Raw genomic sequence first — 24,092 nt, forward strand, 5'->3', positions numbered from 1 at the left:
GTGCTGCTCATGACGCCTTCGCGAGCAAGCCCGCTCCCACAGTGGACCGCATTTTTCCTGAAGAAACCGGGTTAAATGTGGGAGCGGGCTTGCTCGCGAAAGGGCCGGTACAGACGCTGGAAAAATCTGCGGTGCAGCCATCGCCAGCAGGCTTGCTCCCACAGGGCCTTGCTGTGGATCAGTATTCTCCGGTTGAAACGCGGCCATTGTGAGGCCTTCAAAAGCACCGCACATCTGTCATGAACGCCACTTGTCTGCGACATGATGTCGTTTCATATGCCATCCAAAACCCGATGGGTTAGAATGCCCCCCTTTTCTGCCCCCGATCCTTGAGGACCGCCATGTTCAGCCGTGATTTGACTATTGCCAAGTACGACGCCGATCTTTTTGCCGCCATGGAGCAAGAAGCCCAGCGCCAGGAAGAACACATCGAGCTGATCGCTTCGGAGAACTACACCAGCCCAGCGGTGATGGAAGCTCAAGGCTCGGTACTGACCAACAAGTACGCCGAAGGCTACCCGGGCAAGCGCTACTACGGTGGTTGCGAGTACGTCGACGTTGTCGAGCAACTGGCCATCGACCGCGCCAAGGAACTGTTCGGCGCCGACTACGCCAACGTTCAGCCGCACGCCGGTTCCCAAGCCAACGCCGCTGTTTACCTGGCCCTGCTGTCGGCCGGTGACACCATCCTGGGCATGAGCCTGGCTCACGGCGGTCACCTGACCCACGGCGCCAGCGTTTCCTCCTCCGGCAAGCTGTACAACGCCATCCAGTACGGCATCGACGCCAACGGCCTGATCGACTACGACGAAGTCGAGCGTCTGGCGGTTGAGCACAAGCCGAAAATGATCGTGGCCGGTTTCTCTGCCTACTCGCAGATCCTCGACTTCCCGCGCTTCCGCGCCATCGCCGACAAGGTTGGCGCCTACCTGTTCGTCGACATGGCTCACGTGGCCGGTCTGGTCGCCGCTGGCGTCTACCCGAACCCGGTTCCATTCGCTGACGTCGTGACCACCACCACCCACAAGACCCTGCGCGGTCCACGTGGTGGCCTGATCCTGGCCAAAGCCAACGCCGACATCGAGAAGAAGCTGAACTCCGCGGTATTCCCGGGCGCCCAGGGTGGCCCGCTGGAGCACGTGATCGCCGCCAAAGCGATCTGCTTCAAGGAAGCACTGCAGCCTGAGTTCAAGGCTTACCAGCAACAAGTGGTGAAAAACGCCCAGGCCATGGCCGGCGTGTTCATCGAGCGCGGTTTCGACGTGGTTTCCGGCGGTACTGAAAACCACCTGTTCCTGCTGTCGCTGATCAAGCAGGAAATCTCCGGTAAAGACGCCGACGCCGCTCTGGGCAAAGCGTTCATCACCGTGAACAAGAACTCCGTACCAAACGACCCACGCTCCCCGTTCGTCACCTCCGGCCTGCGCTTCGGTACTCCGGCTGTGACCACTCGCGGCTTCAAAGAGGCTGAGTGCAAAGAGCTGGCTGGCTGGATCTGCGACATCCTGGCTGACCTGAACAACGAAGCGGTGATCGACGCCGTTCGTGAGAAAGTCAAAGCCATCTGCAAGAAACTGCCGGTATACGGCGCTTAATTGCGACGTTAAAACCGCAGCATGAAAAACCGGCCAAGTGATGGCCGGTTTTTTTTCGGCCGCAAAAAAGTTTCGAACGCTAAATGGCTCAAGGTCGGGCTCTCGCGCCCAACTGGTCAGACCGGTCATGCCAATTCGTCATTTTTCACTTGCGATCAATAAAAAACAGCGCCTAGACTGCACCCGCACTGGACATACCGGTAAGACCACAATAATTAAGTCCTGAATCTGATGCGCCCCGCGCACGGCAGCCAGGACACCGACCAGGATTCCTCCCATGCTCAGATGGTGCTCGCGTTCAATCTTCCTCCAAGTGGTTCTCGGACTGGTGCTCGGCATCGTCTGCGGGCTGACCCTTCCTGAATACTCGGCCCAGCTCAAACCGCTCGGCGACGGTTTCATCAAACTGATCAAGATGCTCATCGGCCTGATCGTGTTCTGCGTGGTGGTCAGCGGCATCAGCGGCGCCGGCGACCTGAAGAAGGTCGGGCGCATCGGCCTCAAGTCGGTGATCTACTTCGAAGTGCTGACCACCATCACCCTGGTGATCGGTCTGGTGTTCGCGTTCAGCACCGGGATCGGCAGCGGCGCCAACATCCATCTGGAGCAGCTGTCCGCCGCCGACATGGGCGACATCGCCGAACGCGGCCAGCACATGCACACTACCACCCAGTTCCTGATGGACCTGATCCCGACCTCGGTACTCGGCGCCTTCGCCGATAACAATATCCTCCAGGTGCTGCTGTTCTCGGTGCTGTTCGGCAGCGCGTTGAATCTGGTGGGCGAAGCGGCTTCCGGGATCTCGCGGCTGATCAACGAGCTGAGCCATGTGATCTTCCGGATCATGGGCATGATCGTGCGTCTGGCGCCGATCGGTGTGTTCGGTGCCATCGCCTTCACCACCAGTAAATATGGCCTGGATTCGCTGCAACATCTGGGCAGTCTGGTCGGTTTGTTCTACCTGACCTGCATCGCCTTCGTCGCGCTGATTCTCGGTCTGGTGATGCGTCTTTCCGGTCTGCGCATGTGGCCGTTGCTCAAGTACCTGCGTGAAGAGCTGCTGATCGTCATGGGCACCGCCTCCTCCGATGCCGTGCTGCCGCAGATCATGCGCAAGCTTGAACATCTGGGCATCGGCAGCTCGACCGTCGGGCTGGTGATTCCGACCGGTTACTCGTTCAACCTCGACGGTTTTTCGATCTACCTGACCCTGGCCATCGTGTTCATCGCCAACGCCACCGGCACGCCGCTGGCCATGACCGATCTGCTGACGATTCTGTTGGTGTCGCTGATTACCTCCAAAGGCGCCCACGGCATTCCGGGGTCGGCGCTGGTGATTCTCGCGGCCACGCTGACGGCCATCCCGGCGATTCCGGTGGTCGGCCTAGTTTTGGTGCTGGCGGTGGACTGGTTCATGGGCATCGGCCGCGCGCTGACCAACCTGATCGGCAACTGCGTCGCCACCGTGGCCATCGCCCGCTGGGAAAAGGACATCGACGTGCAGCGGGCGAACAAGGTGCTCAACGGCGAGCAGGGCTATAACTTTCAGCCGAGAAAAACGGTCGCTCAAGCGGCGGCCAAAGAATTCTGAATGAGCGCCGTGCCTGCGCCAATGCAGGCACGGCTCATGGAGCGAACACGTGATTACTACATCAACCGTCGTCAACTCAGTGGTGGAAAAACTCCGGGCCGCGCTGGCCCGTGGTCAGTGGCGCTCCGGCGAGATGCTGCCGGGTCAGCGCGAGCTGGCCGAGCAACTGGGCATCAGCCGCCCGAGCCTGCGCGAAGCGGTGATCGTACTGGAAACCCTCGGTCTGGTGCGCTCGATGCCGGGCAAGGGCGTGGTGGTGCTCGACGCCCAGGCCAGTGACAGTCAAAGCCACGACAGCGCAGTGGCCGGCGCCAGCCTCGAAGACGTGCTGCAACTGCGCTACACCCTTGAACCGTTCATCGTCGGTCTGGTGGCGCAGTCGATCAGCAGCAAGGAAGTCGGGCAGTTGCGCCTGACCCTGATGGACATGCGCGAAGCCCTCGAAGCGGGCGACAGCGAGGCCGGGGTCAGCGCCTACATCGCGTTCCACGAAGAACTGTTCACCCTGACCTCGAACCCGATTTTCCAGAGCGTGGTGCAACAGACTAGCAATGCTCTCAAGCAAAGCGCCGAAGTCCTGCGCAATTCGCCGGAGCACCTGGCCGAACGCCTTGAGGAAAACGAAGCCGTGGTGCGCGCGATCCGCAGCAAGAACAGCGCTCAGGCCAGCGCCGAAATGCGCCGGCACATTTTGCGTGAGGGCCAGCGGATGGGCATCGAGCTGAATATTCCGGATGACAATCTGAGCCACTGAAACGCCTCACACTGGAGACCGGCCATGAACAGTCTTGCCACGCCGTCGCACCCTCGCCCGACCTCGGCGGCCCTGCCCTTCTCCCGCCTGCACGCGCCGGTGGACGATCTGTATCCGCGCCTGTTCGACGCAATCCTCGAGCAACGCATCGATGCCGCCAGCCGTTTCACCGAAGAAAGTCTCAAGCAGATGTTCGGCGTCAGCCGCGCTGATGTGCGTCGGGTGCTGACCCAGCTGTCCCACGAACAGATCATCGTGCTGCGGGCCAACCACCGACCGCGAGTGGCCGCGCCGGATGCCGAGCAGACACGTCAGGCCCTGCACGCCCGGCGCCTGGCCGAGAACACGCTGGTGCGATTGGCTTGTCAGCATGCGCAGGCTGAAGATTTGAAGCGCCTGCGAGCGTTGATCGAACGCGAGCGTCAGGCCGTGGATAAAGATCGGCGCGGGGCGGCGATTCGCCTGTCCGGGGAGTTTCATTTGCAGGTGGCGAAAATGGCGCGGAATGCACCGTTGGCGCATTTTCTCGGCACGCTGGTGCCTTTGACTTCACTGGCGATTGCGCGATGCACTGAAATCACGCACAGCTGTTGCGGCTGGCAGGATCACGCCCGGATCGTCGAGGCGATCGAGCGTGATGACGCTGCCGAGGCGGTGTCGCTGATGAACCGTCATCTGGATCACCTGGAGCAGGCACTGCTGGTTTCAGAGTCTGGATATTGTGTTGCTGGTTAGAACGCCTTCGCGAGCAAGCCCGCTCCCACAATGAACTGCATTCTTCCTGACAGAATGCGATCTATTGTGGGAGCGGGCTTGCTCGCGAAGAGGCCCTTCGAGCCTCCACAAACTCAGTTTTGCTGTGCAACCACCCGAGCAAACCCCGCCCGGATTTTCTCTTCCGGCAAATCGTCGGCGATAAACACGATCACGCTTTCCCGCGTCTCGCCCTCGGCCCACTCGGTGTCCCAGTCGAAGCCGTAGAGCTTCAGCACGCCCTGGAATACCAGCCGCCGATCTTCGCCCGCGATGTTCAACACGCCCTTGTAGCGCAGCAATTGCTTGCCGTGCTCTTCCAGCAGTTCATTCATGAATTCGCTGAGCTGATCGATATCCAGCGGCTGATCGGTACGCAGCACCAGACTGGAAATCCGGTCGATGGACGGCGCCTTGCTCACGGGCCGCAAGCTCACCCCGCCGCCGAGATCGGCATTCAGGTTGAAACCGCGCACATCGAGCAATTCAGCCAGATCGATGTTGCCGTGTTCGACCACGCGGATCGGTGCGCGGCGGTTGATGCGGGTCAGTCGTTCGCTGAGCGCCGTGAAGGCAGCCTCGTCCACCAGATCGGTCTTGCTCACCAGCAAGCGGTCGGCAAAACCGATCTGCGCCTGGGCGATGGTCTGGGTCAGGTGCAGCTCGGCGTGGGCCGCGTCGACGAGGGTGATGATGCCGTCGAGCAGGTAACGCTCGCGCAGTTCTTCGTCGATGAAAAAGGTCTGTGCCACCGGGGCCGGGTCGGCCAGGCCGGTGCATTCGATGACCAGCCGATCGAAGGCGATTTCTCCGCTGTCCAGCCGTTCGAGCAGCAGATACAGAGCCTTGGTCAAATCGGTGTGGATGGTGCAGCAGACGCAGCCGTTGGCCAGGGTCATGACTTGCACCGGCTCGTCGCCCAGCAGTTGGGTGTCGATGCCGGCGTCGCTGAATTCGTTTTCGATCACGGCGATTTTCAGGCCGTGCTCGGCTTTCAACAGATGGCGCAGCAAGGTGGTCTTGCCGGCGCCGAGGAAACCGCTGAGCACCGTTACAGGTATTGGAGAAGACAACATCGATCCCCTTCACAAAATTGATGAACAACACAAAACAAATGTGGGAGCGAGCTTGCTCGCGAATGCGGTGTGTCAGTCAACGCATTCGCCAACTGACACTACGCTATCGCGAGCAAGCTCGCTCCCACAGGGGGATTGCATCAACCTCGGGCTGTCAGATCAACAGCACTTCGGCCCACCCTTGCCACCGTAACGGGCTTCCTGACGTTCGCGAAAGAACATCTCGTAGCTCATCACCGGTTTGTCCGGGTGTTTGGTCTGCATATGCTCGACGTAGGTGTCGTAGTCGGGCATGCCGACCATCAGGCGCGCGGCCTGACCGAGGTATTTACCGAGGCGACTCAGGTCATTGAACATGCTGCAATCCTCTGGTTACGCGTCCGGCAGGGCCTGGAATGGCGATTCTTTATCCGTACGCTCTTTTTTGCCCCAGGCGGCGATGCCGACCTTGAGCGCATAGAACAGGATGCTGAATACCACGAACAGGAACAGCGCGGTCAATGTAGCGTTGGTGTAGGCGTTGAAGATCACGTGCTGCATCTGCTCGACGCTTTTCGCCGGCGCCAGCACCTGACCGTTGGCCAGTGCATCGCTGTACTTTTTGGCCAGCGACAGGAAGCCGATCGCCGGGTTGGCGTCGAACAGCTTGATGAAGCCAGCGGTCGTGGTGCAGATCAGCAGCCAGGTGGCCGGCAGCAGGGTGACCCAGATGTAGCGCTGGCGCTTCATCTTGATCAGGACCACGGTGCCGAGCATCAGCGCGATACCCGCCAGCATCTGGTTGGAGATGCCGAACAGCGGCCACAAGGTGTTGATACCGCCCAGTGGATCGACCACGCCCTGATACAGCAACCAGCCCCACATCGCCACACAACCGGCGGTGGCGATCAGGTTGGCGGACCAGGATTCGGTACGTTTCAGCGCCGGTACGAAGGAGCCGAGCAGGTCCTGCAGCATGAAGCGACCGGCACGGGTACCGGCATCGACTGCGGTCAGGATGAAAAGCGCTTCGAACAGGATCGCGAAGTGGTACCAGAACGCCATGGTGTTTTCACCCGGCAGCACACTGTGCAGGATCTGCGCGATACCGACCGCCAGGGTCGGCGCACCACCGGCACGGGCCAGGATGGTGGTTTCGCCGATGTCATGCGCCACGGCTTGCAGGGCTTCCGGGGTAATTGCAAAGCCCCAGTTGCTGACTGCGGTTGCCACAGACACCACGTCACCGCCGACCACGGCGGCCGGGCTGTTCATGGCGAAGTACACGCCAGGCTCGATCACCGAGGCAGCGACCATGGCCATGATGGCCACGAACGATTCCATCAGCATGCCGCCGTAACCGATGTAGCGGGCGTTGGTTTCGTTATCCAGCAGTTTCGGCGTGGTCCCGGAAGAGATCAGCGCGTGGAAACCGGAGACCGCACCGCAAGCGATGGTGATGAACAGGAACGGGAACAGACCGCCCTTCCACACCGGACCGGTGCCGTCGACGAACTGGGTCAGGGCCGGCATTTTCAGCTCGGGCATGGTCACCAGGATGCCGATCGCCAGAGCGACGATGGTACCGATCTTGAGGAAAGTGGAGAGGTAGTCACGCGGCGCCAGAATCAGCCACACCGGTAGCGAAGCGGCGACGAAACCGTAACCGACCAGCATCCAGGTAATCTGCACGCCAGTGAAGGTGAAGGCCTTGGCCCAGACCGGATCGGCGGCAATCTGCCCGCCCAGCCAGATCGAACCCAGCAGCAGCAACACGCCGACTACCGAGATCTCGCCGATGCGGCCCGGACGGATGTAGCGCATGTAGATGCCCATGAACATCGCGATCGGGATGGTCGCCATCACGGTGAAGATGCCCCACGGGCTTTCAGCCAGGGCTTTCACCACGATCAGCGCCAGCACCGCGAGGATGATGATCATGATCAGGAAGCAGCCGAACAGCGCGATGGTGCCGGGGATACGGCCCATTTCTTCTCGCACCATGTCGCCCAGGGAACGGCCGTTGCGACGGGTCGACATGAACAGGACCATGAAGTCCTGCACCGCGCCCGCCAGCACCACGCCGGCAATCAGCCACAGCGTGCCGGGCAGATAGCCCATCTGCGCCGCCAGTACCGGGCCGACCAGCGGCCCCGCGCCGGCGATGGCCGCGAAGTGGTGACCGAAGAGAATGTGTTTGTTGGTCGGAACGTAGTCCAGACCGTCGTTGTTGAGCACGGCGGGGGTGGCCCGACGCGGATCGAGTTGCATCACATTGTTAGCGATGAACAGACTGTAGTAACGGTACGCAACCAGATAGATGGCCACGGCGGCGACCACAATCCACAAGGCGTTGATCGCCTCGCCTCGGCGCAATGCCACTACGCCAAGGGCGCACGCTCCTACGATTGCCAGCAGCAGCCAGGGTAAGTGGCGTAGCAGGCTATTATTATTTTTCATTTTATTATTCCAGCCAGGGTGGACAAGAAAGACAGCCACCCCGAGTTTAGCGCTACTGGCGGCAAAGGCCATACCCCGACATTGGTCTAGACAGTCCATTCGTTGGCATCACCCCGCCGGTCGGGTCTATAGTCAGCTGACCTTCCTGAGGATTGCGCCATGAGCGAGCACCCGTCCGAGCGTCGCCGCTTCAAACGTATCGCGTTCGATGCCAGAACCGAATTGAGCCAGGGCGAATATATCTGGCCGGTGAAGCTGATCGACCTGTCGCTCAAGGGGCTGCTGATCGAGCGGCCCGAGCCCTGGCTGGGCAATCCCGAGCAGGATTTTTTCGTCGACATTCATCTGAGCGAGGACGTGCACATCGAGATGGATGTGCAACTGGCTCATGAAGATCACGGCCAGCTCGGTTTCGTGTGCCGGCATATCAGCCTGGAGTCGATTCAGCGCCTGCGTCGCTTGATCGAACTCAATCTGGCCGACGAAACCGAACTGGAACGCGAGCTTGGGGCGCTGATAGACGTCTGATCACTCGAACAACGAGTCCAGCGCCTGCTCCAGACGTGTCACCGCAATGATCTGCAAGCCTGGCGGTGCTTCCTTCGGCGCGTTGCCCTTGGGCACGATCGCACGCTTGAAGCCGTGCTTGGCGGCTTCCTTCAATCGCTCCTGACCGCTCGGTACCGGGCGCACTTCGCCGGACAGGCCGACTTCACCGAACACCAGCAAGTCATGGGGCAACGGCCGGTTGCGCAGGCTCGACATGACGGCGGCCATCAACGCCAGGTCAGACGCGGTTTCCAGTACTTTCACCCCGCCGACCACGTTGAGGAAAACGTCCTGATCGTGAGTCGGAATGCCGCCATGACGGTGCAGCACCGCCAACAGCATCGCCAGACGATTCTGATCCAGACCCAGCGTCACCCGGCGCGGATTGGCCAGATGGCTGTCATCCACCAGCGCCTGAACTTCCACCAGCATCGGCCGGGTGCCTTCCCACGTTGCCATCACCACACTGCCCGGGACTTCTTCCTGAGCGCGGGTGAGAAAAATCGCCGAAGGGTTGGAGACTTCCTTCAGGCCCTTGTCGGTCATGCCGAACACGCCCAGCTCGTTGACCGCGCCGAAACGGTTTTTCACCGCTCGCAGCAAACGCAACCGACCGTCGGACTCGCCTTCGAAATACAGCACGGTATCGACCATGTGCTCCAGAACCCGCGGCCCTGCGAGCGCGCCTTCCTTGGTCACGTGGCCGACCAGGAAAATCGCCGTGCCGCTTTGCTTGGCGTAACGCACCAGCAACGCCGCACTTTCGCGTACCTGGGACACGCCGCCCGGCGCCGATTGCAGTTGTTCGGTGAAGATCGTCTGGATCGAGTCGATCACCATCACCTTGGGTTTTTCCTGACGGGCGGTGGCGATGATGGTTTCGATACAGGTTTCGGTCATGACCCGCAGTTGATCCTGCGGCAGGCCCAGGCGGCGCGCGCGCATGGCGACCTGTTGCTGGGATTCCTCACCGGTGACGTACAGCGCCGGCATGCTCTTGGCGAGGTTGCACAGGGTCTGCAAAAGGATCGTTGATTTGCCGATGCCGGGATCGCCGCCGATCAGCACCACCGAACCGTCCACCAGACCACCGCCGAGCACTCGGTCCAGCTCGCCGGAGGCTGTGGAAAAACGCGGAATCTCTTCGATGCTGACTTCGGCCAGGGTCTTGATCTGGGCCTGCTGCCCGGCCCAGCCGGTACGCCCGCTCGGGGCGGCGGCACCGCCGCTCTCGACCATGGTTTCGGTCAGGGTGTTCCAGGCGCCGCATTCGCCGCACTGCCCGGCCCACTTGGGAAAGGTTGCGCCGCACTCGGTGCAGCCGTACATGCGCTTGGCCTTGGCCATCTGAACCCCCGACAAAAACCGCGATGATAACGCAGCCATCGTCGATCAGCGCGGCGCGCCGGGACGGATTTCTCCGCTGGCCAGACGCGCGGCGCTGCTGCCGGTCAGTCCCCGGCAATTGCCGGGGCTTGAAAGGGCCGCTGTCAGTCGACCAGTTTGGCCGCCAGGGCCTTGACCCGATCCAGATCACCCTTGGCCACTTTGGTCACACCGGCGCCGTATTCCGGATCCGCCTTATAGAGGAAGGACAGCATGATGTGCTTGCTCTCGTCATCGGCGCCCGCCAGCGAACCGCCGAAGCTCTCGATCAGATCCTGACGTTCCTTCTTGCTGAACGAGCGATACAGATCACCGGCCTGTTTGAAGTTCTGCTCACGCTGGATCTTCGCCTGTTGCGTGCTGCCCTGCAGCGCGGTCTGGCTGTATCGCGCACCTGGCGTCTCTTCACGAGGTTGCAGACGGCTTGGCTGATAGTTGACGCCCGAGCTGCTCGCACCAACATTCATCGCGCCATCCTGATTGCCATTGTTGACGGCGGTTTTGGCGGCATTGATCGGCAATTGCAGGGCGTTGGCGCCGAGGCGATACATTTGCGTATCGGCATAGGCAAATATCCGGCCTTGCAGCAGGCGGTCTTCCGAAGGCTCGATGCCCGGCACCACATTCGAGGGTGCCATGGCCACTTGTTCGGTTTCCTGGAATACATTCGCAGGATTGCGGTTCAAGACCATTTGTCCAACTTTTCGCTCAGGAATACCTGGCCAGATCTTGGTTGCATCAAGAGGATCGAAATCAAACTTGGACAAATCTTGCGGATTCAAGACTTGGACGTACAAGTCCCACTTGGGAAAATTACCTTTGTTAATATTTGTTACTAAGTCGTGAGTCATGTGACTGTAATCCCGGCCCTGAACTTGCACAACTTGTTGCGGATCGAGATTCTTGATGCCCTGCAAACTTTTCCAGTGAAACTTCACATAGTGCACATCGCCCTTGGCATTGACCAACTTGTAGGCGTGCACACTATTGCCATCCATCTCCCGATAACTGGCCGGGGTTCCCGAGTTGGAATACAGCTCGGTCAAAGTACGGGTGGCTTCCGGTACATGGGAGAAGAAGTCGAAGCGGCGCGAGTCATCGTCAAGGTTAGTACGCGGATCGGGCTTGAAGGCATGCACCATGTCCGGGAACTTGATCGCATCGCGGATGAAGAACGTCGGGAAATTGTTACCCACCAGATCCCAATTACCGTCGGCGGTGTAGAACTTGGTCGCGAAACCCCGAGGGTCACGCAGGGTTTCCGGAGAGTGATTGCCGTGAACCACCGCCGAGAAACGCACGAACACCGGCGTGACCTGGCCGGCAGTAAACACCTTGGCCTTGCTCAGATCGCTCAGATCGTTGGTCGCAGTGAACGTACCATGGGCACCAGTGCCTCGGGCATGCACAACGCGTTCGGGAATGCGCTCGCGGTCGAAGCGTTGCAGCTTCTGGATCAGTTGCACGTCCTGCAACAGTACCGGGCCGTTGGCGCCGGCGGTTTGCGAGTTCTGGTTGTCGCCGACCGCCGCACCGTTGTCACGGGTCAGCGGCGCGGCATTCACGGAAAGGGTCAACAGGCTGGCGGCCAATACACCAACGGTGCGACGGGGAATAACCCCTGAACCAAGCGTGGAATTCATTTCAGGTTCCTCTGTTTTTTTGAGGCGCATCCAGGTGCGCCAGACAGAGGCTAGAAGCTCGATTCGCCAAACCTAAATAGAAAGATCACAACGCCGTGATTGAATATTTTTTCTTCGGAATCAGCGGTTTGAGGCGTATTCCGCGCGCGATTAGTGGCACTTTGCAAACTAATTGCGAAATGGTGTGTCGATAAAAACAGGCTTTGTAAGAAGGTGTTACGCGCAGGACGCGTTATGCTGATTTACACTGCGTACACCAAACTCATCTGTAACAAGGAAATAACTATGGGCGTGCTCAGCGAGTTCAAGGCCTTCGCGGTCAAAGGCAATGTGGTCGACATGGCCGTCGGTATCATTATCGGTGCGGCCTTCGGCAAGATCGTTTCGTCGTTTGTCGGCGACGTGATCATGCCGCCCATCGGCCTGCTGATTGGCGGGGTGGATTTCAGTGACCTGGCCATTACGCTGAAAGCTGCCGAGGGCACTGCCCCTGCGGTGGTGCTGGCCTACGGCAAATTCATCCAGAGCGTTCTTGACTTCGTGATCGTAGCCTTCGCGATCTTCATGGGCGTCAAAGCCATCAACCGCCTGAAGCGCGAAGAAGCCGTGGCGCCTACCCTGCCGCCGGTACCGACCAAGGAAGAAGAACTGCTGGGCGAGATCCGCGATCTGCTCAAGGCTCAGAACAACCGGCCTTGAACACTTAAACGGCGCCTGAGGGCGCCGTTTTCTTACCAGTAGTTTTCCACCGCCACCTGTCCCGGTCGCCGCGTCAGACTCAAGGCCATGCCGCGTTGCTTGAGCAAGGCCCGGGTGTCATCGATCATCTGGGGATTACCGCAGAGCATGACCCGCGAATGCGCAGGGGTCAGCTCGACGCCTGCCACCCTCTCCAGCTCGCCATTTTCGATCAGCGTGGTGATGCGTCCGTTGAGGGCGCCCGCATACGGTTCACGGGTGACCACCGGAATGAACTGGAATTTGTGTGCATATTCGGTCAGGTAGTCACGCTGCGTCAGCTCGGCAATCAGTGTTTGATAAGCCAGCTCTCGAGCCTCTCGCACGCTGTAGACCAGAATGATTCGTTCAAACTTTTCCCAGACTTCGAAGTCCTGAAGGATCGACAGAAACGGTGCCACCCCCGTGCCTGTGGATAACAGCCAGAGATCCCGACCATCGACAAAACGATCCAGCGTCAGATAACCAAAGGCCTGACGCTCGATCAGCAAGGTATCCCCTGCTTTCAGCCGGCTCAGTTCGCTGGTGAACTCACCACCCGGCACCACGATGGAAAAGAATTCCAGAAACTCGTCGAACGGCGAAGACACCATCGAATAGGCGCGCCACACCGTACTGCCGTCCTCACGGGTCACGCCAATCCGGGCGAATTGCCCGGCGCGAAAGCGGAAACCGGTATCCCGCGTAGTACGCAGGGTGAACAGGTTCGGGGTCAGCGGTTGTACATCGAGCAATGTCTGGCGGCTGAATTTTTCGCTGCTGGCGGTCATCGATTCACTCCATCAACAATGAACCGATTGTTACTCATAATTACGCACTGGAACACCGACAGTTTGTAATGGCATCTCAAAGTGCCACCATTACAGGAAATCTACTAACTTGGAGGTCAAACATTTATATGAACAACCCCATATAAACGACTGGTGTAGATATTCCAAACAGATTCACTCTCCAAGAACAAAAAAATCCAAGCGACTCGTAAGAAGCGTCCTACACTCGTCTGCGTGTCCGTCCCTTTGGATCCAATAGACACTCCCGCGAACTGGTTTATGGAGAACATCCCAAAATGGAAAGGTGGAAGGAGTCCCAGATAGAATAGATTACTCGCGCGAAGGAAATCGATAACGCTTTCCCGATTTTAAGAAATTTTGCCAACAATATTGGATTCCAGTATTGCGGCATTAAAGTCTCGCGACCTGGCACTACGTCATTCAAACCCTTTTTTATCAACAACTTCACACCGGCTTGGAATGAGGAATATCAAAACAATTTCAGCGCAAATGACCCGATAACCGAATACTGCCACAAGTCCATGCTGCCATTTCTCTGGAGCAGGAAAGCCTTCTCGAAGACACCGCTCATGTGGAGTGCGCTTCAAAATCACAGGATGGAACACGGCTGGTCGCAGTCGTTTCACGACGAAAAAAATGACTTGTGCTGCACAATCAGCCTGGCGCGGCCCTATTGCGAAGTTTTCGCATTGGAACTGTACGATCAATACGGTGTGTTGCAATACGTCTTGCAACACTTGTGCGCGTTGTTCCTCATCGCGTTCCCGCCAATGCTGGCCAAACCACCGCCCGTACGATTGTCTATACGGGAACTCGAAATCGTGAAGCTGTGCGCCTTGGGCAAGACAGCCTGGGAAATCGGTCAGATCCTGAATGTCGCGGAACGGACCGTGAACTATCACATCAAAAATCTGATCACCAAATTCAACGCCTGCAACAAGATGTCAGCCGTCATCGCCGCCTCCAAGGCCGGATATCTCTAGGCCGCCCTCTTCCACTGCACTGAAATCAGACGAGTATTGCCAACAAAAAAAACGTACCATTTGCAGCCTTCCTGAGTGATGTCGTGACCGTTCACGCCGTTGTCCACTCGGTCGGTTCCGCCGCACGACACCCTGGGCTGCGGGACATCCGTCGATTACCCAGAGTCCCCGCCTCATGCCTTTGCTCGATACGCCCTTCGCCCAGCTCGATCTGATCCGCCAGCCCGAACAGCAGAACGAACCGCTGCAAGCCTTCGACGCAGCCGACGAGTACTTGCTCAATCATCTGGCCGAACAGAATCTGCCGGCGGATACCCGAGTATTGGTGCTCAACGACAGTTTCGGCGCACTGGCCATCAGCCTCTCGGGCAAGGTGCAGGTCAGCACCAGCGGTGATTCGTTCCTGGCGTTTCAGGGGCTGGAAAAGAACCTGCTGCGTAACGGTCAGGCATTCGATGCGCTGCGCGGTATTCCCGCCAGCGAGCCCTTGGTCGGGCCGTTCGACCGGGTGCTGATCCGCGTCCCGAAAACCCTGGCGCTGCTGGAAGAGCAACTGATTCGCTTGCAGGGTCAATTGGCACCCGGCGCTCAGGTGGTAGCAGCGGCGATGGTCAAGCATTTGCCTCGTGCCGCAGGTGACCTGCTGGAACGCTACATCGGCCCGGTTCAGGCTTCACTGGCGGTGAAAAAGGCACGTTTGCTGATCGCCACGCCCGAGGCCAAGGCACCCGCCGTCTCGCCCTACCCGACCCGTTATCGCCTCGACGAGCCGGCCATCGAACTGCTCAACCACGCCAACGTGTTCTGCCGTGAAGGCCTGGACATCGGCACCCGCGCCTTCCTTCCGCACCTGCCGAAAAACCTTGGCTCGGCACAAGTCGCAGACCTCGGCTGCGGCAACGGCGTACTGGCCATCGCCAGCGCCCTGCAAAACCCCGATGCGCATTACACGCTGGTGGATGAATCGTTCATGGCCGTGCAATCAGCAGCCGAAAACTGGCGCGCGGCGCTGGGTGAGCGTGAAGTGATCGTGCGCGCCGGCGACGGTCTGGCCGGCCAGGAGGCACAGTCGCTGGACGTGGTGCTGTGCAACCCGCCGTTCCACCAGCAACAGGTGGTCGGCGACTTCCTCGCCTGGCGCATGTTCCAGCAGGCCCGCGAAGCGCTGGTCGTCGGCGGTGCGCTGTACATCGTCGGCAACCGTCACCTGGGTTATCACAGCAAACTGGCGCGGCTGTTCCGGGGTGTCGAGCAAGTCGCGGCTACGCCGAAGTTCGTGATCCTCAAGGCGCGCAAATAATCCGGGCAAAAAAAACCCTCCGGTCGGAGGGTCAAAAATCCGTGCCTCAAGGCAGCGGGATGGGAAGTCTCAGTGCGTGGTCAGGCCTGCTGCATTCATGAACATGCGCATCAGGCTGGCGACGATGAACAGTGCACCGACGCTGCCGACCCAGATCATGGCCAACCAGCCGAGCCGCTGCCACAGCGGCTTTTTTTCGGCTTCTTCAATGTCGTGCAGGGAATGTTTGCCGGTCATTTTCTTTAAACCTCTTCAAGATGGATGGCGCCGCTACCGACGCCATCGCGAGCAAGCTCGCTCCCACAGGGTTTTGCTTAGTGATAACCGTCTTCGTGGGTGACCTTGCCGCGGAACACGTAGTAGCTCCAGAAGGTGTAACCCAGGATGAACGGGATGATGAACAGCGTGCCCACCAGCATGAAGCCCTGGCTTTGCGGCGGTGCAGCGGCGTCCCAGATCGAGATCGACGGCGGCACGATGTTCGGCCACAGGCTGATGCCCAGACCGCTGTAGCCGAGGAAGATCAGCACCAGGGTCAACAGGAACGGCATGTAGTTGGCATTGCGCGCCACCGCGCGGATCAGACCGTACATCGTCACCAGCACCAGAATCGGCACCGGCATGAACCAGAACAGATTCGGCATGCTGAACCAGCGCGTCGCAATTTCCGGATGGGCCAGCGGCGTCCAGAGGCTGACGACGCCAATCACCGCCAGCAGCACGAAGGCCAGAGGACGCGCCAGGTTATGCATCTGTTCCTGCAACTTGCCTTCGGTCTTCATGATCAGCCAAGTGCAGCCGAGCAAGGCATACGCCACCACCAGCGCGGCACCGCAGAACAGCGTGAACGGCGTCAGCCAGTCCAGTGAACCACCGGCGTATTGCCGGTTGACCACGGGCAAGCCGTCGATGAACGCGCCAAGCGCCACGCCCTGGAAGAACGTCGCCGCCACCGACCCACCGATGAACGCCTTGTCCCACAGGTGACGCTTGTCGTCCTTGGCCTTGAAGCGGAACTCGAACGCCACGCCGCGGAAAATCAGCCCGATCAGCATGAAGATCAGTGGCAGGTACAGCGCCGACAGCACCACCGAATAGGCCAGCGGGAACGCACCAAACAAAGCCGCGCCGCCCAGTACCAGCCAGGTTTCATTGCCGTCCCATACCGGGGCGACGGTGTTCATCATCACGTCACGGTCGACTTTGCCCGGGATGAACGGGAAGAGAATCCCGATCCCCAGGTCGAAACCGTCCATGACCACGTACATCATGATCCCGAAGATGATGATCACGGCCCAGATCAGCGGAAGATCAATACCCATGACTCAAATCTCCTTGGTCAGGCTGCGGTCGTGTTCGGCGCCATCGTCGTCGGCAGCGGACAACGGACGGGCCGGCGTGCGTTTCTGGCCAGGACCACCGTCGTTGGTTTCCTTGCCTTCGTCGGTCTTCGGCCCTTTGCGCACCAGGCGCATCATGTAGCCCAGACCCGCACCGAACAGCGCGAAGTACACCACCACGAACATGATCAGCGTGATGCTCATCTGCATGAAACTGTGGTTGGACGACGCATCCGCCGTGCGCATCAGCCCGTAGACCACCCACGGCTGACGACCGATTTCAGTGGTGAACCAGCCCGCCAGGATCGCGATCAGACCGGACGGCCCCATCCACAGCGCCAGGTACAGGAACGGCCGCGAGGTGTAGAGCGTGTCGCGCTTGCGCAGCCACAGGCTCCAGAGGCCGGTGAAGATCATCAGGAAGCCGAGGCCGACCATGATCCGGAACGACCAGAACACGATGGTCGAATTCGGCCGGTCTTCCGGCGGGAATTCCTTGAGCGCCGGGACTTGCTTGTCCAGCGAGTGCGTCAGGATCAGGCTGCCGAGGTACGGGATCTCGACCGCATATTTGGTTCTCTCTTCCTTCATGTCCGGCCAGCCGAACAGGATCAGCGGCGTCGCCTCATTGCCATGGTTTTCCCAGTGACCTTCGATCGCGGCGATTTTTGCCGGCTGATGCTTGAGGGTGTTGAGACCGTGGAAGTCACCGATGACCGCCTGGATCGGCGCAACGATCAGCGCCATCCACATCGCCATCGACAACATGGTGCGGATCGCCGGGTTGTCCTTGCCGCGCAGCAAGTGCCAGGCCGCCGACGAGCCGACGAAGAAGGCCGTCGCGACGAACGCCGCCGTCGCCATGTGCATCAGGCGATACGGGAACGACGGGTTGAAGATGATTGCCAGCCAGTCGGTCGGGATCACTTGGCCGTTGACGATCTCGAAGCCCTGTGGCGTCTGCATCCAGCTGTTGGAGGCGAGAATCCAGAACGTCGAAATCAACGTACCGATGGCCACCATGACCGTGGAGAAAAAGTGCAGCTTGCGTCCGACCTTGTTCCAGCCGAACAGCATGACGCCCAGGAAACCGGCTTCGAGGAAGAACGCCGTGAGTACTTCATACGTCAGCAACGGGCCGGTGACGGAACCGGCGAAGTCCGAGAAGCGACTCCAGTTGGTGCCGAACTGGTAGGCCATGACCAGTCCCGAGACCACGCCCATGCCGAAGTTGACGGCAAAGATCTTCGACCAGAAATGGTAGAGGTCACGGTAGGTGTCGTTGCCGGTTTTCAGCCACAGGCCTTCCAGCACCGCGAGATAGCTCGCAAGACCGATGGTGATCGCCGGGAACAGGATGTGGAACGAGATGGTGAACGCGAACTGAATTCGGGCGAGATCCAGGGCCTCTAAACCGAACATAAGCTTTCCTCTATCAGATAACGGTTCCAAGACTGGCGGCCTTGGACCACTGCCCCCACGGGTATGGAGTGCGGCGAACTCGGATTCGTTCTTCTTTTTACAGGCATCGCGACGCAGGGAGTCTGCCGACGGGTCCCGGATCAGTTCCGCGAAGGGTCTTGATCTGGATCAATCAACGTTGAAAGAGTAGTCCCATTTCCGACGGGGAACCGCGTGGTCTTTTGCCGCGTGACAAGTTGCCTCACAGTCCTGGCAACGCCCTGAAATACATCGGTGGCCGGGTTCGGTGTCCGGGCGCGGAAAAATCGATGTCTGGCTAACTAAATTTTTTGTCATAGCAACTTCCTGTTACAGACTGGTGATAATCTCGCGGTTCCCCTCGATCAAGACCGGCCCGCAAATGCCCAGCCAAGAGCCCTTGCTGTTACGTCACCACCGTGCCTTTCTTGCGTTCTGGTTTGCCCGGATCTTCACCGCCAGCGGTTTTCAGATGCTCACCGTGGCGATCGGCTGGAATCTCTATCAACTGACCGGCAACGTGCTCGACCTGGGTCTGGTCGGACTGGTGGAATTCGCGCCACGCGTATTGTTCATGCTGCACACCGGCCACGTTGCCGATCGCTACGACCGGCGCAAGGTCGCGGCGATCTGCCAGTCGTTGCAGGCACTGATTGCCCTGGCACTGGCCATCGGCAGCGCCACCGACCATGTCACCCGGGAAATGATCTTTATTCTGGCGTTCTTGCTGGGCGCCGCGCGCTCGTTCGAAATGCCGACCACTCAGGCGCTGCTGCCGAGCATCGTGCCCAGCGCATTGTTCCCACGGGCGGTCGCCGCCGCGCAATCTGCACAGCAATCGGCCACCATCGTCGCCCCGGCGCTCGGCGGTCTTCTTTATGCCTTCGGCAGCGTGTGGGTCTATGGCCCGACGGTCATTCTGTATGTCATCGCCTGCACCCTGATGCTCAACCTGCCTGCACGGCAAACTCCGCTGAACAAAGGCAAAGCGACGCTGGATTCGTTGCTGGCGGGGATTCGTTTCATTCGCAGCCGCCCGGACATTCTCGGGGCGATTTCGCTGGATCTGTTCGCCGTGCTGCTCGGCGGCGCTACGGCGCTGTTGCCGGTGTTCGCCAAGGACATTCTGCTGACAGGGCCGTGGGGGCTGGGGCTGTTGCGCTCGGCACCGGCGGTCGGGGCGTTGATGATGTCGTTGTTCCTGGCGCGGTTTGCCGTTGAGCGAAACGTCGGTCGGGTGATGTTCACTGCCGTCGGCGTGTTCGGTGTCGCCACCATCGCCTTCGGTCTCTCGACCTCGTTCTGGTTCTCGCTGGCGGTGCTGGTGGTGCTCGGCGCGGCGGACATGATCAGCATGGTGATCCGCGCCTCGTTCGTGCAACTGGAAACCCCGGACGAAATGCGCGGCCGGGTCAGCGCGGTGAACGGCCTGTTCATCGGTGCCTCGAACCAGTTGGGCGAATTCGAATCCGGCCTCACCGCGCACTGGTTCGGCACCGTGCCGGCAGTGGTGATGGGCGGCATCGGCACGCTGGTGGTGACCGGAACCTGGATCAAACTGTTCCCGACCCTGGCCAACCGCGACCGGATGCATGTGCCAGTGGAAGAGGTGAAGGCCTAGCTACACCGCTGCCACCTACGCAGCTAACCCGCCAAACACAATCAGCTCGAAAAGATGCGGTACATAGAAACCGCATTGAGTGTAATGTATCGCCTTACACTCGGCGCATGATCAAATCCTATGCCCATGCACAACCCGCCGCACCCCGGTGAAACACTGTTGATGGATGTATTGCCGGACCTTGGCATCAGCGTGACCGAATTGGCTCGGCATCTGGGATTCGCTCGTCCTCATCTATCTCGCGTCTTGCACGGACATGCGCCGATCAGCCCGGATCTGGCCGTACGACTGGAACGCGCGGGGATTGGCAAGGCTCGCATGTGGCTAGGCGTTCAAACCGATTACGACCTTTGGCAAGCCGAGCACCGTGAGCAGCCAGCCATTCAACCAATCGCTGCTCACGCCTGACCTTCTCAGGCCAGCAACTCCCCCGCCACTTTCGCTCTGACGGCCTTGCCCGCCAGTTGCTCGACCAGCGTCAGCGCAAACGCGAGCACGGCGCCGGAACCTTGGGCGGTGATGCAATTGCCGTCCACCACTACCGGTTGATCAACAAACGTGCAACCGGAGAGGTTATGGCTAGTGGCGGGCAGGCAGGTCATCCGGCGTTGACGTAATACACCGAAGCTTTGCAGGGCGACCGCCGGGGCTTCGGCGATGGCGGCGAAAAGTCGTCCGGCACTGGCCTGGTCCTTGAGCAGTTGTTGCAGAGGCTGGTGCGCGGCCAGGTGTTGTGCGCCGACCGCTCCGCCCGGCAGGACGATCAGGTCGAAGGTCTGCGCCAGCACATCAATGAGCATGCCGTCGGCGGTCAGTCGCGTGCCCCGGGCGCAGGTCAGCATGCGCCGGCCTTCGATGCTGGCCGCCACCACTTCGATGCCGGCGCGGCGCAGCACGTCGATCAGGGTCACGCATTGCAGATCATCGATGCCATCGGCGAGGGTAATCAGGGCTCTAAAGGTCATGGGCGCCATCCGCTGGGTGATCTTTAAAGCGTAGTCAGCTTTGCCCTGCCCTGTTCGGCGACAGCCGTTACTTGATGTAAAGCTGGGTCGACATCGTGTTGCGCGGGGCGTTGATCGAGGTGTTGCTGAAGGTAAAGGTGCCTTCCTGACGGGCCGCCAGATCGAAGGTGTACAGCGAACCGACGGTCTTCGCGCCTGGCGTGCATTCGGTCAGGTTGCCATTATCGAAGGCACAGACCGGACTCCGGGTGCCGTTCACTTCGAAACCGTCCAGCGCCGCCTGAGGCTGACTCTGGCCATAACCGATTTCCAGCACGTACACCTTGATGCCCGGCGCGCTGTGATCGCAACGGGTCTGCACCTGGCCATCGGTAATGTCTTCGAGCCCGCAGGACGACGACTGAACCTTGATGACTTTCACCTCGCTCAATGGCGGTGCCGACGCTGCGAGTGCCGCCGGTACACCGGCCAGCAGCAAGGCAATCAGTCCAGCGGTCTTCATCCAACCCTTGTTCATGCGATCCATCCCCGAAAAAACAGCGCGCAGTATGGCGTACTTGGCCGTGGTGCAAAACTTCGCCGACGATCGACACCAACATCCGCCATCTTCCTCACGCTGCTGGTATGATGCGCGGCTTTTTCCGGCCCACCACAATTTTCCAGGCGCTTGCGACGGTCTGTGCTTTGCTGTTGAGGTCGATACATTCACGGCGCCACGCGCGCCACGGGGAGCAGACATGCTGGAAAGGCTGTTTCAACTCAAGGCACACAACACCAACGTGCGAACCGAGATTCTCGCGGGCGTCACGACCTTCCTGGCCATGGCCTACATTCTGTTCGTCAACCCGAGCATCCTCGGCGAGACCGGCATGGACAAAGGCGCGGTGTTCGTCGCCACGTGCCTGGCAGCCGCCATCGGCTCCACGGTCATGGGCCTGATCGCCAACTACCCGATCGCCCTCGCACCGGGCATGGGTCTGAACGCCTTCTTTACCTACACCGTCGTGCTGCACATGGGCCACACCTGGCAGGTAGCGCTGGGCGCGGTGTTCATTTCGGCCGTGTGCTTCTTCCTGCTGTCGATCTTCCGCATCCGTGAGTGGATCATCAACAGCATCCCGCTGCCGCTGCGTTCGGCAATTGCTGCCGGTATCGGCCTGTTCCTGGCGCTGATCGCCCTGCACAACGCCGGTATCGTGGTCAGTAACCAGGCGACCATGGTTGGCCTCGGCGACCTGAAACAACCGGCCCCGATCCTCGCCACTCTCGGTTTCGCCCTGATCGTTGCCCTTGAAGCCCTGAAAGTGCGCGGCGCAGTGCTGATCGGCATTCTCGCGGTGACCATCGTTTCCATCGTGATGGGCTTCACCCCGTTCGGCGGCGTGACCTCGATGCCACCTTCGCTGGCCCCGACCTTCCTGCAACTGGACATCAAGGGCGCACTGGACATTGGTCTGGTCAGCGTGATTTTCGCCTTCCTGTTCGTTGACCTGTTCGACAACTCCGGCACCCTGATCGGCGTCGCCAAGCGCGCCGGCCTGATGGGCAAGGACGGCCACATGCCGAAAATGGGCCGTGCGCTGATCGCCGACAGTACCGCTGCAATGGCCGGTTCGCTGCTGGGTACCTCGACCACCACCAGCTACATCGAATCCGCTGCGGGCGTGAGCGCCGGGGGCCGCACCGGCCTGACCGCCATCGTCGTCGCGATCCTGTTCCTGCTGGCGTTGTTCTTCTCGCCGCTGGCCTCCAGCGTACCGGCGTTCGCCACCGCGCCGGCGCTGCTGTTCGTCGCCGTGCTGATGACTTCGGGCCTGGCGGAAATAGACTGGGAAGACATCACCGTCGCCGCGCCGGTTGTGGTCACCGCTCTGGCGATGCCTTTCACCTATTCCATCGCCAACGGCATCGCCTTCGGCTTCATCGCCTGGACTGCGATCAAACTGCTGTCCGGCCGCGCCCGTGAGCTGAACCCGGCGCTGGTGATCCTGTCGATTCTGTTCGTGATCAAGCTGGGTTGGTTCAACGCATGACTTTTGATTCCCAGGCCTACGCCGCACAACTCGAAGACAAGGTCACGCGCCTGCGTGACCTGCTGGCCCCGTTCGATGCACCGGAGCCGACAATTTTCGACTCGCCTTTGCAGAACTTCCGTCTGCGCGCCGAATTCCGCCTGTGGCGCGAGGGCGGTGAACGTCATTACGCGATGTTTTCCCAGGACGACAAACGCACGCCGATCCTGATCGAGGAATTCCCGATCGCCAGCCTGCGCATCAACCAGCTGATGCCGCAATTGAAGGCTGCCTGGCAGGCCAGCGCGGCGCTGAGCCACAAGTTGTTCCAGGTGGAGTTTCTGACCACCCTGGCCGGCGACGCGATGATCACCCTGTGCTATCACCGTCCGCTGGACGAGCACTGGCACGCGGCAGCCACCAAACTGGCGGCGGATCTGGGCGTCAGCATCATCGGTCGCTCCAAGGGCAAGCGCGAAGTGCTCGGCCTCGATTACGTGGTCGAGAAACTCGAAGTTGGCGGTCGCACATTCAGCTATCGCCAACCGGAAGGCGCGTTCACCCAACCCAACGGCACCGTGAACCAGAAGATGCTCAACTGGGCATACGAAGCACTGGGCGATCGCAGCGACGATCTGCTGGAGCTGTACTGCGGCAACGGCAACTTCACCCTGCCGCTGGCAACCCGCGTGCGCAAAGTGCTGGCCACCGAAATCAGCAAGACCTCGGTCAACGCCGCGTTGAGCAACCTCGCCGAAAACGCTGTGGATAACGTCACTCTGGTGCGCCTGTCCGCCGAAGAGCTGACCGAAGCCCTGAACGAAGTTCGCCCGTTCCGTCGCCTGCACGGCATCGACCTGAAAAGCTACGAGTTCGGCAGCGTGTTCGTCGACCCGCCACGGGCCGGCATGGACCCGGACACCTGCGAACTGACCCGGCGCTTCGACAACATCCTGTACATCTCCTGCAACCCGGACACGCTGGCAGCCAACATCGCCCAACTGCACGACACGCACCGCATCACCCGCTGCGCGCTGTTCGATCAGTTCCCGTGGACTCACCACATGGAATCCGGCGTGCTGTTGACCCGACGTTGATCGCAGGTGCCAGATACAA

General features: G+C 60.1%; 23 protein-coding genes. 12 read left to right on the forward strand and 11 right to left on the reverse strand.

The genetic code is table 11. The features are described from left to right. Nucleotides 1-341: 341 nt before the first annotated feature. The 4 genes from glyA (at nt 342) to K5E37_RS18840 (ending at nt 4,675) form a co-directional block, all read left to right on the forward strand. Nucleotides 342-1,595: a serine hydroxymethyltransferase gene (gene glyA, locus K5E37_RS18825; protein ID WP_007950978.1), complete on the forward strand. Its 1,254-nt coding sequence runs from the start codon at nt 342-344 to the stop codon at nt 1,593-1,595. Nucleotides 1,596-1,872: 277 nt separating this feature from the next. Beyond that, nucleotides 1,873-3,186 carry a C4-dicarboxylate transporter DctA gene (locus K5E37_RS18830; protein ID WP_221534808.1) on the forward strand — a complete coding sequence of 438 codons (1,314 nt, stop codon included), beginning with the start codon at nt 1,873-1,875 and terminating at the stop codon, nt 3,184-3,186. Nucleotides 3,187-3,235: 49 nt separating this feature from the next. Continuing rightward, complete coding sequence (locus K5E37_RS18835) at nt 3,236-3,940, forward strand: FadR/GntR family transcriptional regulator (protein ID WP_007950980.1); 705 nt, start codon at nt 3,236-3,238, stop codon at nt 3,938-3,940. Between the two features lie 24 nt (nt 3,941-3,964). Beyond that, nucleotides 3,965-4,675, forward strand: a complete 711-nt coding sequence (locus tag K5E37_RS18840) for a GntR family transcriptional regulator (RefSeq protein ID WP_221534809.1) — start codon at nt 3,965-3,967, stop codon at nt 4,673-4,675. A gap of 113 nt (nt 4,676-4,788) precedes the next feature. Here the strand turns inward: K5E37_RS18840 and yjiA are convergent, their stop codons facing one another. The 3 genes from yjiA to K5E37_RS18855 all read right to left on the reverse strand — a co-directional run bounded on the left by yjiA (nt 4,789) and on the right by K5E37_RS18855 (nt 8,208). Then, on the reverse strand, nt 4,789-5,769 hold the full coding sequence (yjiA, locus tag K5E37_RS18845; protein ID WP_221534810.1) for a GTPase: 981 nt from the start codon (nt 5,767-5,769) through the stop codon (nt 4,789-4,791). 159 nt (nt 5,770-5,928) lie between these two features. Next, a complete protein-coding gene (locus K5E37_RS18850; protein WP_003228401.1) occupies nt 5,929-6,126 on the reverse strand; it encodes a YbdD/YjiX family protein in 198 nt (65 codons plus the stop codon). Between the two features lie 15 nt (nt 6,127-6,141). Continuing rightward, nucleotides 6,142-8,208, reverse strand: a complete 2,067-nt coding sequence (locus K5E37_RS18855) for a carbon starvation CstA family protein (RefSeq protein ID WP_007950983.1) — start codon at nt 8,206-8,208, stop codon at nt 6,142-6,144. 159 nt (nt 8,209-8,367) lie between these two features. Between K5E37_RS18855 and K5E37_RS18860 the strand changes: the two genes are divergently transcribed. Continuing rightward, nucleotides 8,368-8,736: a PilZ domain-containing protein gene (locus K5E37_RS18860; RefSeq protein ID WP_064599557.1), complete on the forward strand. Its 369-nt coding sequence runs from the start codon at nt 8,368-8,370 to the stop codon at nt 8,734-8,736. On the opposite strand, the gene radA is transcribed toward K5E37_RS18860, so the two are convergent. Together radA and katB are read right to left on the reverse strand one after the other, a co-directional pair. Continuing rightward, nucleotides 8,737-10,104 carry a DNA repair protein RadA gene (radA, locus tag K5E37_RS18865; protein WP_007950985.1) on the reverse strand — a complete coding sequence of 456 codons (1,368 nt, stop codon included), beginning with the start codon at nt 10,102-10,104 and terminating at the stop codon, nt 8,737-8,739. Nucleotides 10,105-10,247: 143 nt separating this feature from the next. Further along, on the reverse strand, nt 10,248-11,786 hold the full coding sequence (gene katB, locus K5E37_RS18870; protein WP_221534811.1) for a catalase KatB: 1,539 nt from the start codon (nt 11,784-11,786) through the stop codon (nt 10,248-10,250). A gap of 285 nt (nt 11,787-12,071) precedes the next feature. On the opposite strand from katB, the gene mscL reads away from it, so the two are divergent. Continuing rightward, the gene (mscL, locus tag K5E37_RS18875) at nt 12,072-12,485 is read left to right on the forward strand and encodes a large-conductance mechanosensitive channel protein MscL (protein WP_085608712.1); all 414 of its coding nucleotides are present in this window, start codon (nt 12,072-12,074) and stop codon (nt 12,483-12,485) included. A 32-nt stretch (nt 12,486-12,517) separates the two neighbouring features. Here mscL and K5E37_RS18880 read toward each other — a convergent pair whose 3' ends face one another. Next, nucleotides 12,518-13,294 carry a ferredoxin--NADP reductase gene (locus tag K5E37_RS18880; protein ID WP_221534812.1) on the reverse strand — a complete coding sequence of 259 codons (777 nt, stop codon included), beginning with the start codon at nt 13,292-13,294 and terminating at the stop codon, nt 12,518-12,520. A gap of 365 nt (nt 13,295-13,659) precedes the next feature. On the opposite strand from K5E37_RS18880, the gene K5E37_RS29600 reads away from it, so the two are divergent. Both K5E37_RS29600 and K5E37_RS18890 read left to right on the forward strand, forming a co-directional pair. Beyond that, complete coding sequence (locus K5E37_RS29600; RefSeq protein WP_409348068.1) at nt 13,660-14,298, forward strand: autoinducer binding domain-containing protein; 639 nt, start codon at nt 13,660-13,662, stop codon at nt 14,296-14,298. A 175-nt stretch (nt 14,299-14,473) separates the two neighbouring features. Further along, on the forward strand, nt 14,474-15,598 hold the full coding sequence (locus K5E37_RS18890; protein WP_085608715.1) for a class I SAM-dependent methyltransferase: 1,125 nt from the start codon (nt 14,474-14,476) through the stop codon (nt 15,596-15,598). Nucleotides 15,599-15,667: 69 nt separating this feature from the next. Here K5E37_RS18890 and K5E37_RS18895 read toward each other — a convergent pair whose 3' ends face one another. The 3 genes from K5E37_RS18895 to K5E37_RS18905 all read right to left on the reverse strand — a co-directional run bounded on the left by K5E37_RS18895 (nt 15,668) and on the right by K5E37_RS18905 (nt 18,360). Next, the gene (locus K5E37_RS18895; RefSeq protein WP_007950992.1) at nt 15,668-15,835 is read right to left on the reverse strand and encodes a DUF2474 domain-containing protein; all 168 of its coding nucleotides are present in this window, start codon (nt 15,833-15,835) and stop codon (nt 15,668-15,670) included. 77 nt (nt 15,836-15,912) lie between these two features. Further along, nucleotides 15,913-16,920 (reverse strand): cytochrome d ubiquinol oxidase subunit II, encoded by a 1,008-nt coding sequence (gene cydB / locus K5E37_RS18900; RefSeq protein WP_103303629.1) that lies wholly within the window; start codon nt 16,918-16,920, stop codon nt 15,913-15,915. A 3-nt stretch (nt 16,921-16,923) separates the two neighbouring features. Next, on the reverse strand, nt 16,924-18,360 hold the full coding sequence (locus tag K5E37_RS18905; protein ID WP_007950994.1) for a cytochrome ubiquinol oxidase subunit I: 1,437 nt from the start codon (nt 18,358-18,360) through the stop codon (nt 16,924-16,926). 400 nt (nt 18,361-18,760) lie between these two features. Between K5E37_RS18905 and K5E37_RS18910 the strand changes: the two genes are divergently transcribed. Both K5E37_RS18910 and K5E37_RS18915 read left to right on the forward strand, forming a co-directional pair. Beyond that, a complete protein-coding gene (locus tag K5E37_RS18910) occupies nt 18,761-19,999 on the forward strand; it encodes an MFS transporter (RefSeq protein WP_221534813.1) in 1,239 nt (412 codons plus the stop codon). 120 nt (nt 20,000-20,119) lie between these two features. Continuing rightward, nucleotides 20,120-20,407: a HigA family addiction module antitoxin gene (locus K5E37_RS18915; RefSeq protein ID WP_221534814.1), complete on the forward strand. Its 288-nt coding sequence runs from the start codon at nt 20,120-20,122 to the stop codon at nt 20,405-20,407. Nucleotides 20,408-20,412: 5 nt separating this feature from the next. Here K5E37_RS18915 and K5E37_RS18920 read toward each other — a convergent pair whose 3' ends face one another. After that, nucleotides 20,413-20,964: a DJ-1 family glyoxalase III gene (locus K5E37_RS18920; protein WP_221534815.1), complete on the reverse strand. Its 552-nt coding sequence runs from the start codon at nt 20,962-20,964 to the stop codon at nt 20,413-20,415. A 67-nt stretch (nt 20,965-21,031) separates the two neighbouring features. After that, nucleotides 21,032-21,481 (reverse strand): DUF4879 domain-containing protein, encoded by a 450-nt coding sequence (locus K5E37_RS18925; protein WP_221534816.1) that lies wholly within the window; start codon nt 21,479-21,481, stop codon nt 21,032-21,034. Nucleotides 21,482-21,701: 220 nt separating this feature from the next. On the opposite strand from K5E37_RS18925, the gene K5E37_RS18930 reads away from it, so the two are divergent. Together K5E37_RS18930 and trmA are read left to right on the forward strand one after the other, a co-directional pair. After that, complete coding sequence (locus K5E37_RS18930; RefSeq protein WP_085608719.1) at nt 21,702-22,997, forward strand: NCS2 family permease; 1,296 nt, start codon at nt 21,702-21,704, stop codon at nt 22,995-22,997. Then, complete coding sequence (gene trmA, locus K5E37_RS18935; RefSeq protein ID WP_221534817.1) at nt 22,994-24,073, forward strand: tRNA (uridine(54)-C5)-methyltransferase TrmA; 1,080 nt, start codon at nt 22,994-22,996, stop codon at nt 24,071-24,073. The genes K5E37_RS18930 and trmA overlap by 4 nt, the downstream gene beginning before the upstream one ends. Nucleotides 24,074-24,092: the final 19 nt, after the last annotated feature.

It is taken from the genome of Pseudomonas sp. RIT778 (assembly GCF_019718735.1).
GTDB lineage: Bacteria > Pseudomonadota > Gammaproteobacteria > Pseudomonadales > Pseudomonadaceae > Aquipseudomonas > Aquipseudomonas aphyarum.

Excerpts from the sequence above, each read along its gene's own strand:
- K5E37_RS18895 (WP_007950992.1), bottom strand. The coding sequence starts at position 15,835 with ATGACCGGCAAACATTCCCTGCACGACATTGAAGAAGCCGAAAAAAAG.
- K5E37_RS18930 (WP_085608719.1), top strand. The coding sequence starts at position 21,702 with ATGCTGGAAAGGCTGTTTCAACTCAAGGCACACAACACCAACGTGCGA.
- cydB (WP_103303629.1), bottom strand. The coding sequence starts at position 16,920 with ATGGGTATTGATCTTCCGCTGATCTGGGCCGTGATCATCATCTTCGGG.
- yjiA (WP_221534810.1), bottom strand. The coding sequence starts at position 5,769 with ATGTTGTCTTCTCCAATACCTGTAACGGTGCTCAGCGGTTTCCTCGGC.
- K5E37_RS18880 (WP_221534812.1), bottom strand. The coding sequence starts at position 13,294 with ATGACCGCCAGCAGCGAAAAATTCAGCCGCCAGACATTGCTCGATGTA.
- K5E37_RS18850 (WP_003228401.1), bottom strand. The coding sequence starts at position 6,126 with ATGTTCAATGACCTGAGTCGCCTCGGTAAATACCTCGGTCAGGCCGCG.
- K5E37_RS18840 (WP_221534809.1), top strand. The coding sequence starts at position 3,965 with ATGAACAGTCTTGCCACGCCGTCGCACCCTCGCCCGACCTCGGCGGCC.
- K5E37_RS18860 (WP_064599557.1), top strand. The coding sequence starts at position 8,368 with ATGAGCGAGCACCCGTCCGAGCGTCGCCGCTTCAAACGTATCGCGTTC.
- K5E37_RS18830 (WP_221534808.1), top strand. The coding sequence starts at position 1,873 with ATGCTCAGATGGTGCTCGCGTTCAATCTTCCTCCAAGTGGTTCTCGGA.
- K5E37_RS18925 (WP_221534816.1), bottom strand. The coding sequence starts at position 21,481 with ATGAACAAGGGTTGGATGAAGACCGCTGGACTGATTGCCTTGCTGCTG.
- K5E37_RS18890 (WP_085608715.1), top strand. The coding sequence starts at position 14,474 with ATGCCTTTGCTCGATACGCCCTTCGCCCAGCTCGATCTGATCCGCCAG.
- K5E37_RS18905 (WP_007950994.1), bottom strand. The coding sequence starts at position 18,360 with ATGTTCGGTTTAGAGGCCCTGGATCTCGCCCGAATTCAGTTCGCGTTC.
- mscL (WP_085608712.1), top strand. The coding sequence starts at position 12,072 with ATGGGCGTGCTCAGCGAGTTCAAGGCCTTCGCGGTCAAAGGCAATGTG.
- radA (WP_007950985.1), bottom strand. The coding sequence starts at position 10,104 with ATGGCCAAGGCCAAGCGCATGTACGGCTGCACCGAGTGCGGCGCAACC.
- K5E37_RS18855 (WP_007950983.1), bottom strand. The coding sequence starts at position 8,208 with ATGAAAAATAATAATAGCCTGCTACGCCACTTACCCTGGCTGCTGCTG.
- trmA (WP_221534817.1), top strand. The coding sequence starts at position 22,994 with ATGACTTTTGATTCCCAGGCCTACGCCGCACAACTCGAAGACAAGGTC.
- katB (WP_221534811.1), bottom strand. The coding sequence starts at position 11,786 with ATGAATTCCACGCTTGGTTCAGGGGTTATTCCCCGTCGCACCGTTGGT.
- K5E37_RS18910 (WP_221534813.1), top strand. The coding sequence starts at position 18,761 with ATGCCCAGCCAAGAGCCCTTGCTGTTACGTCACCACCGTGCCTTTCTT.
- K5E37_RS18915 (WP_221534814.1), top strand. The coding sequence starts at position 20,120 with ATGCCCATGCACAACCCGCCGCACCCCGGTGAAACACTGTTGATGGAT.
- glyA (WP_007950978.1), top strand. The coding sequence starts at position 342 with ATGTTCAGCCGTGATTTGACTATTGCCAAGTACGACGCCGATCTTTTT.
- K5E37_RS18920 (WP_221534815.1), bottom strand. The coding sequence starts at position 20,964 with ATGACCTTTAGAGCCCTGATTACCCTCGCCGATGGCATCGATGATCTG.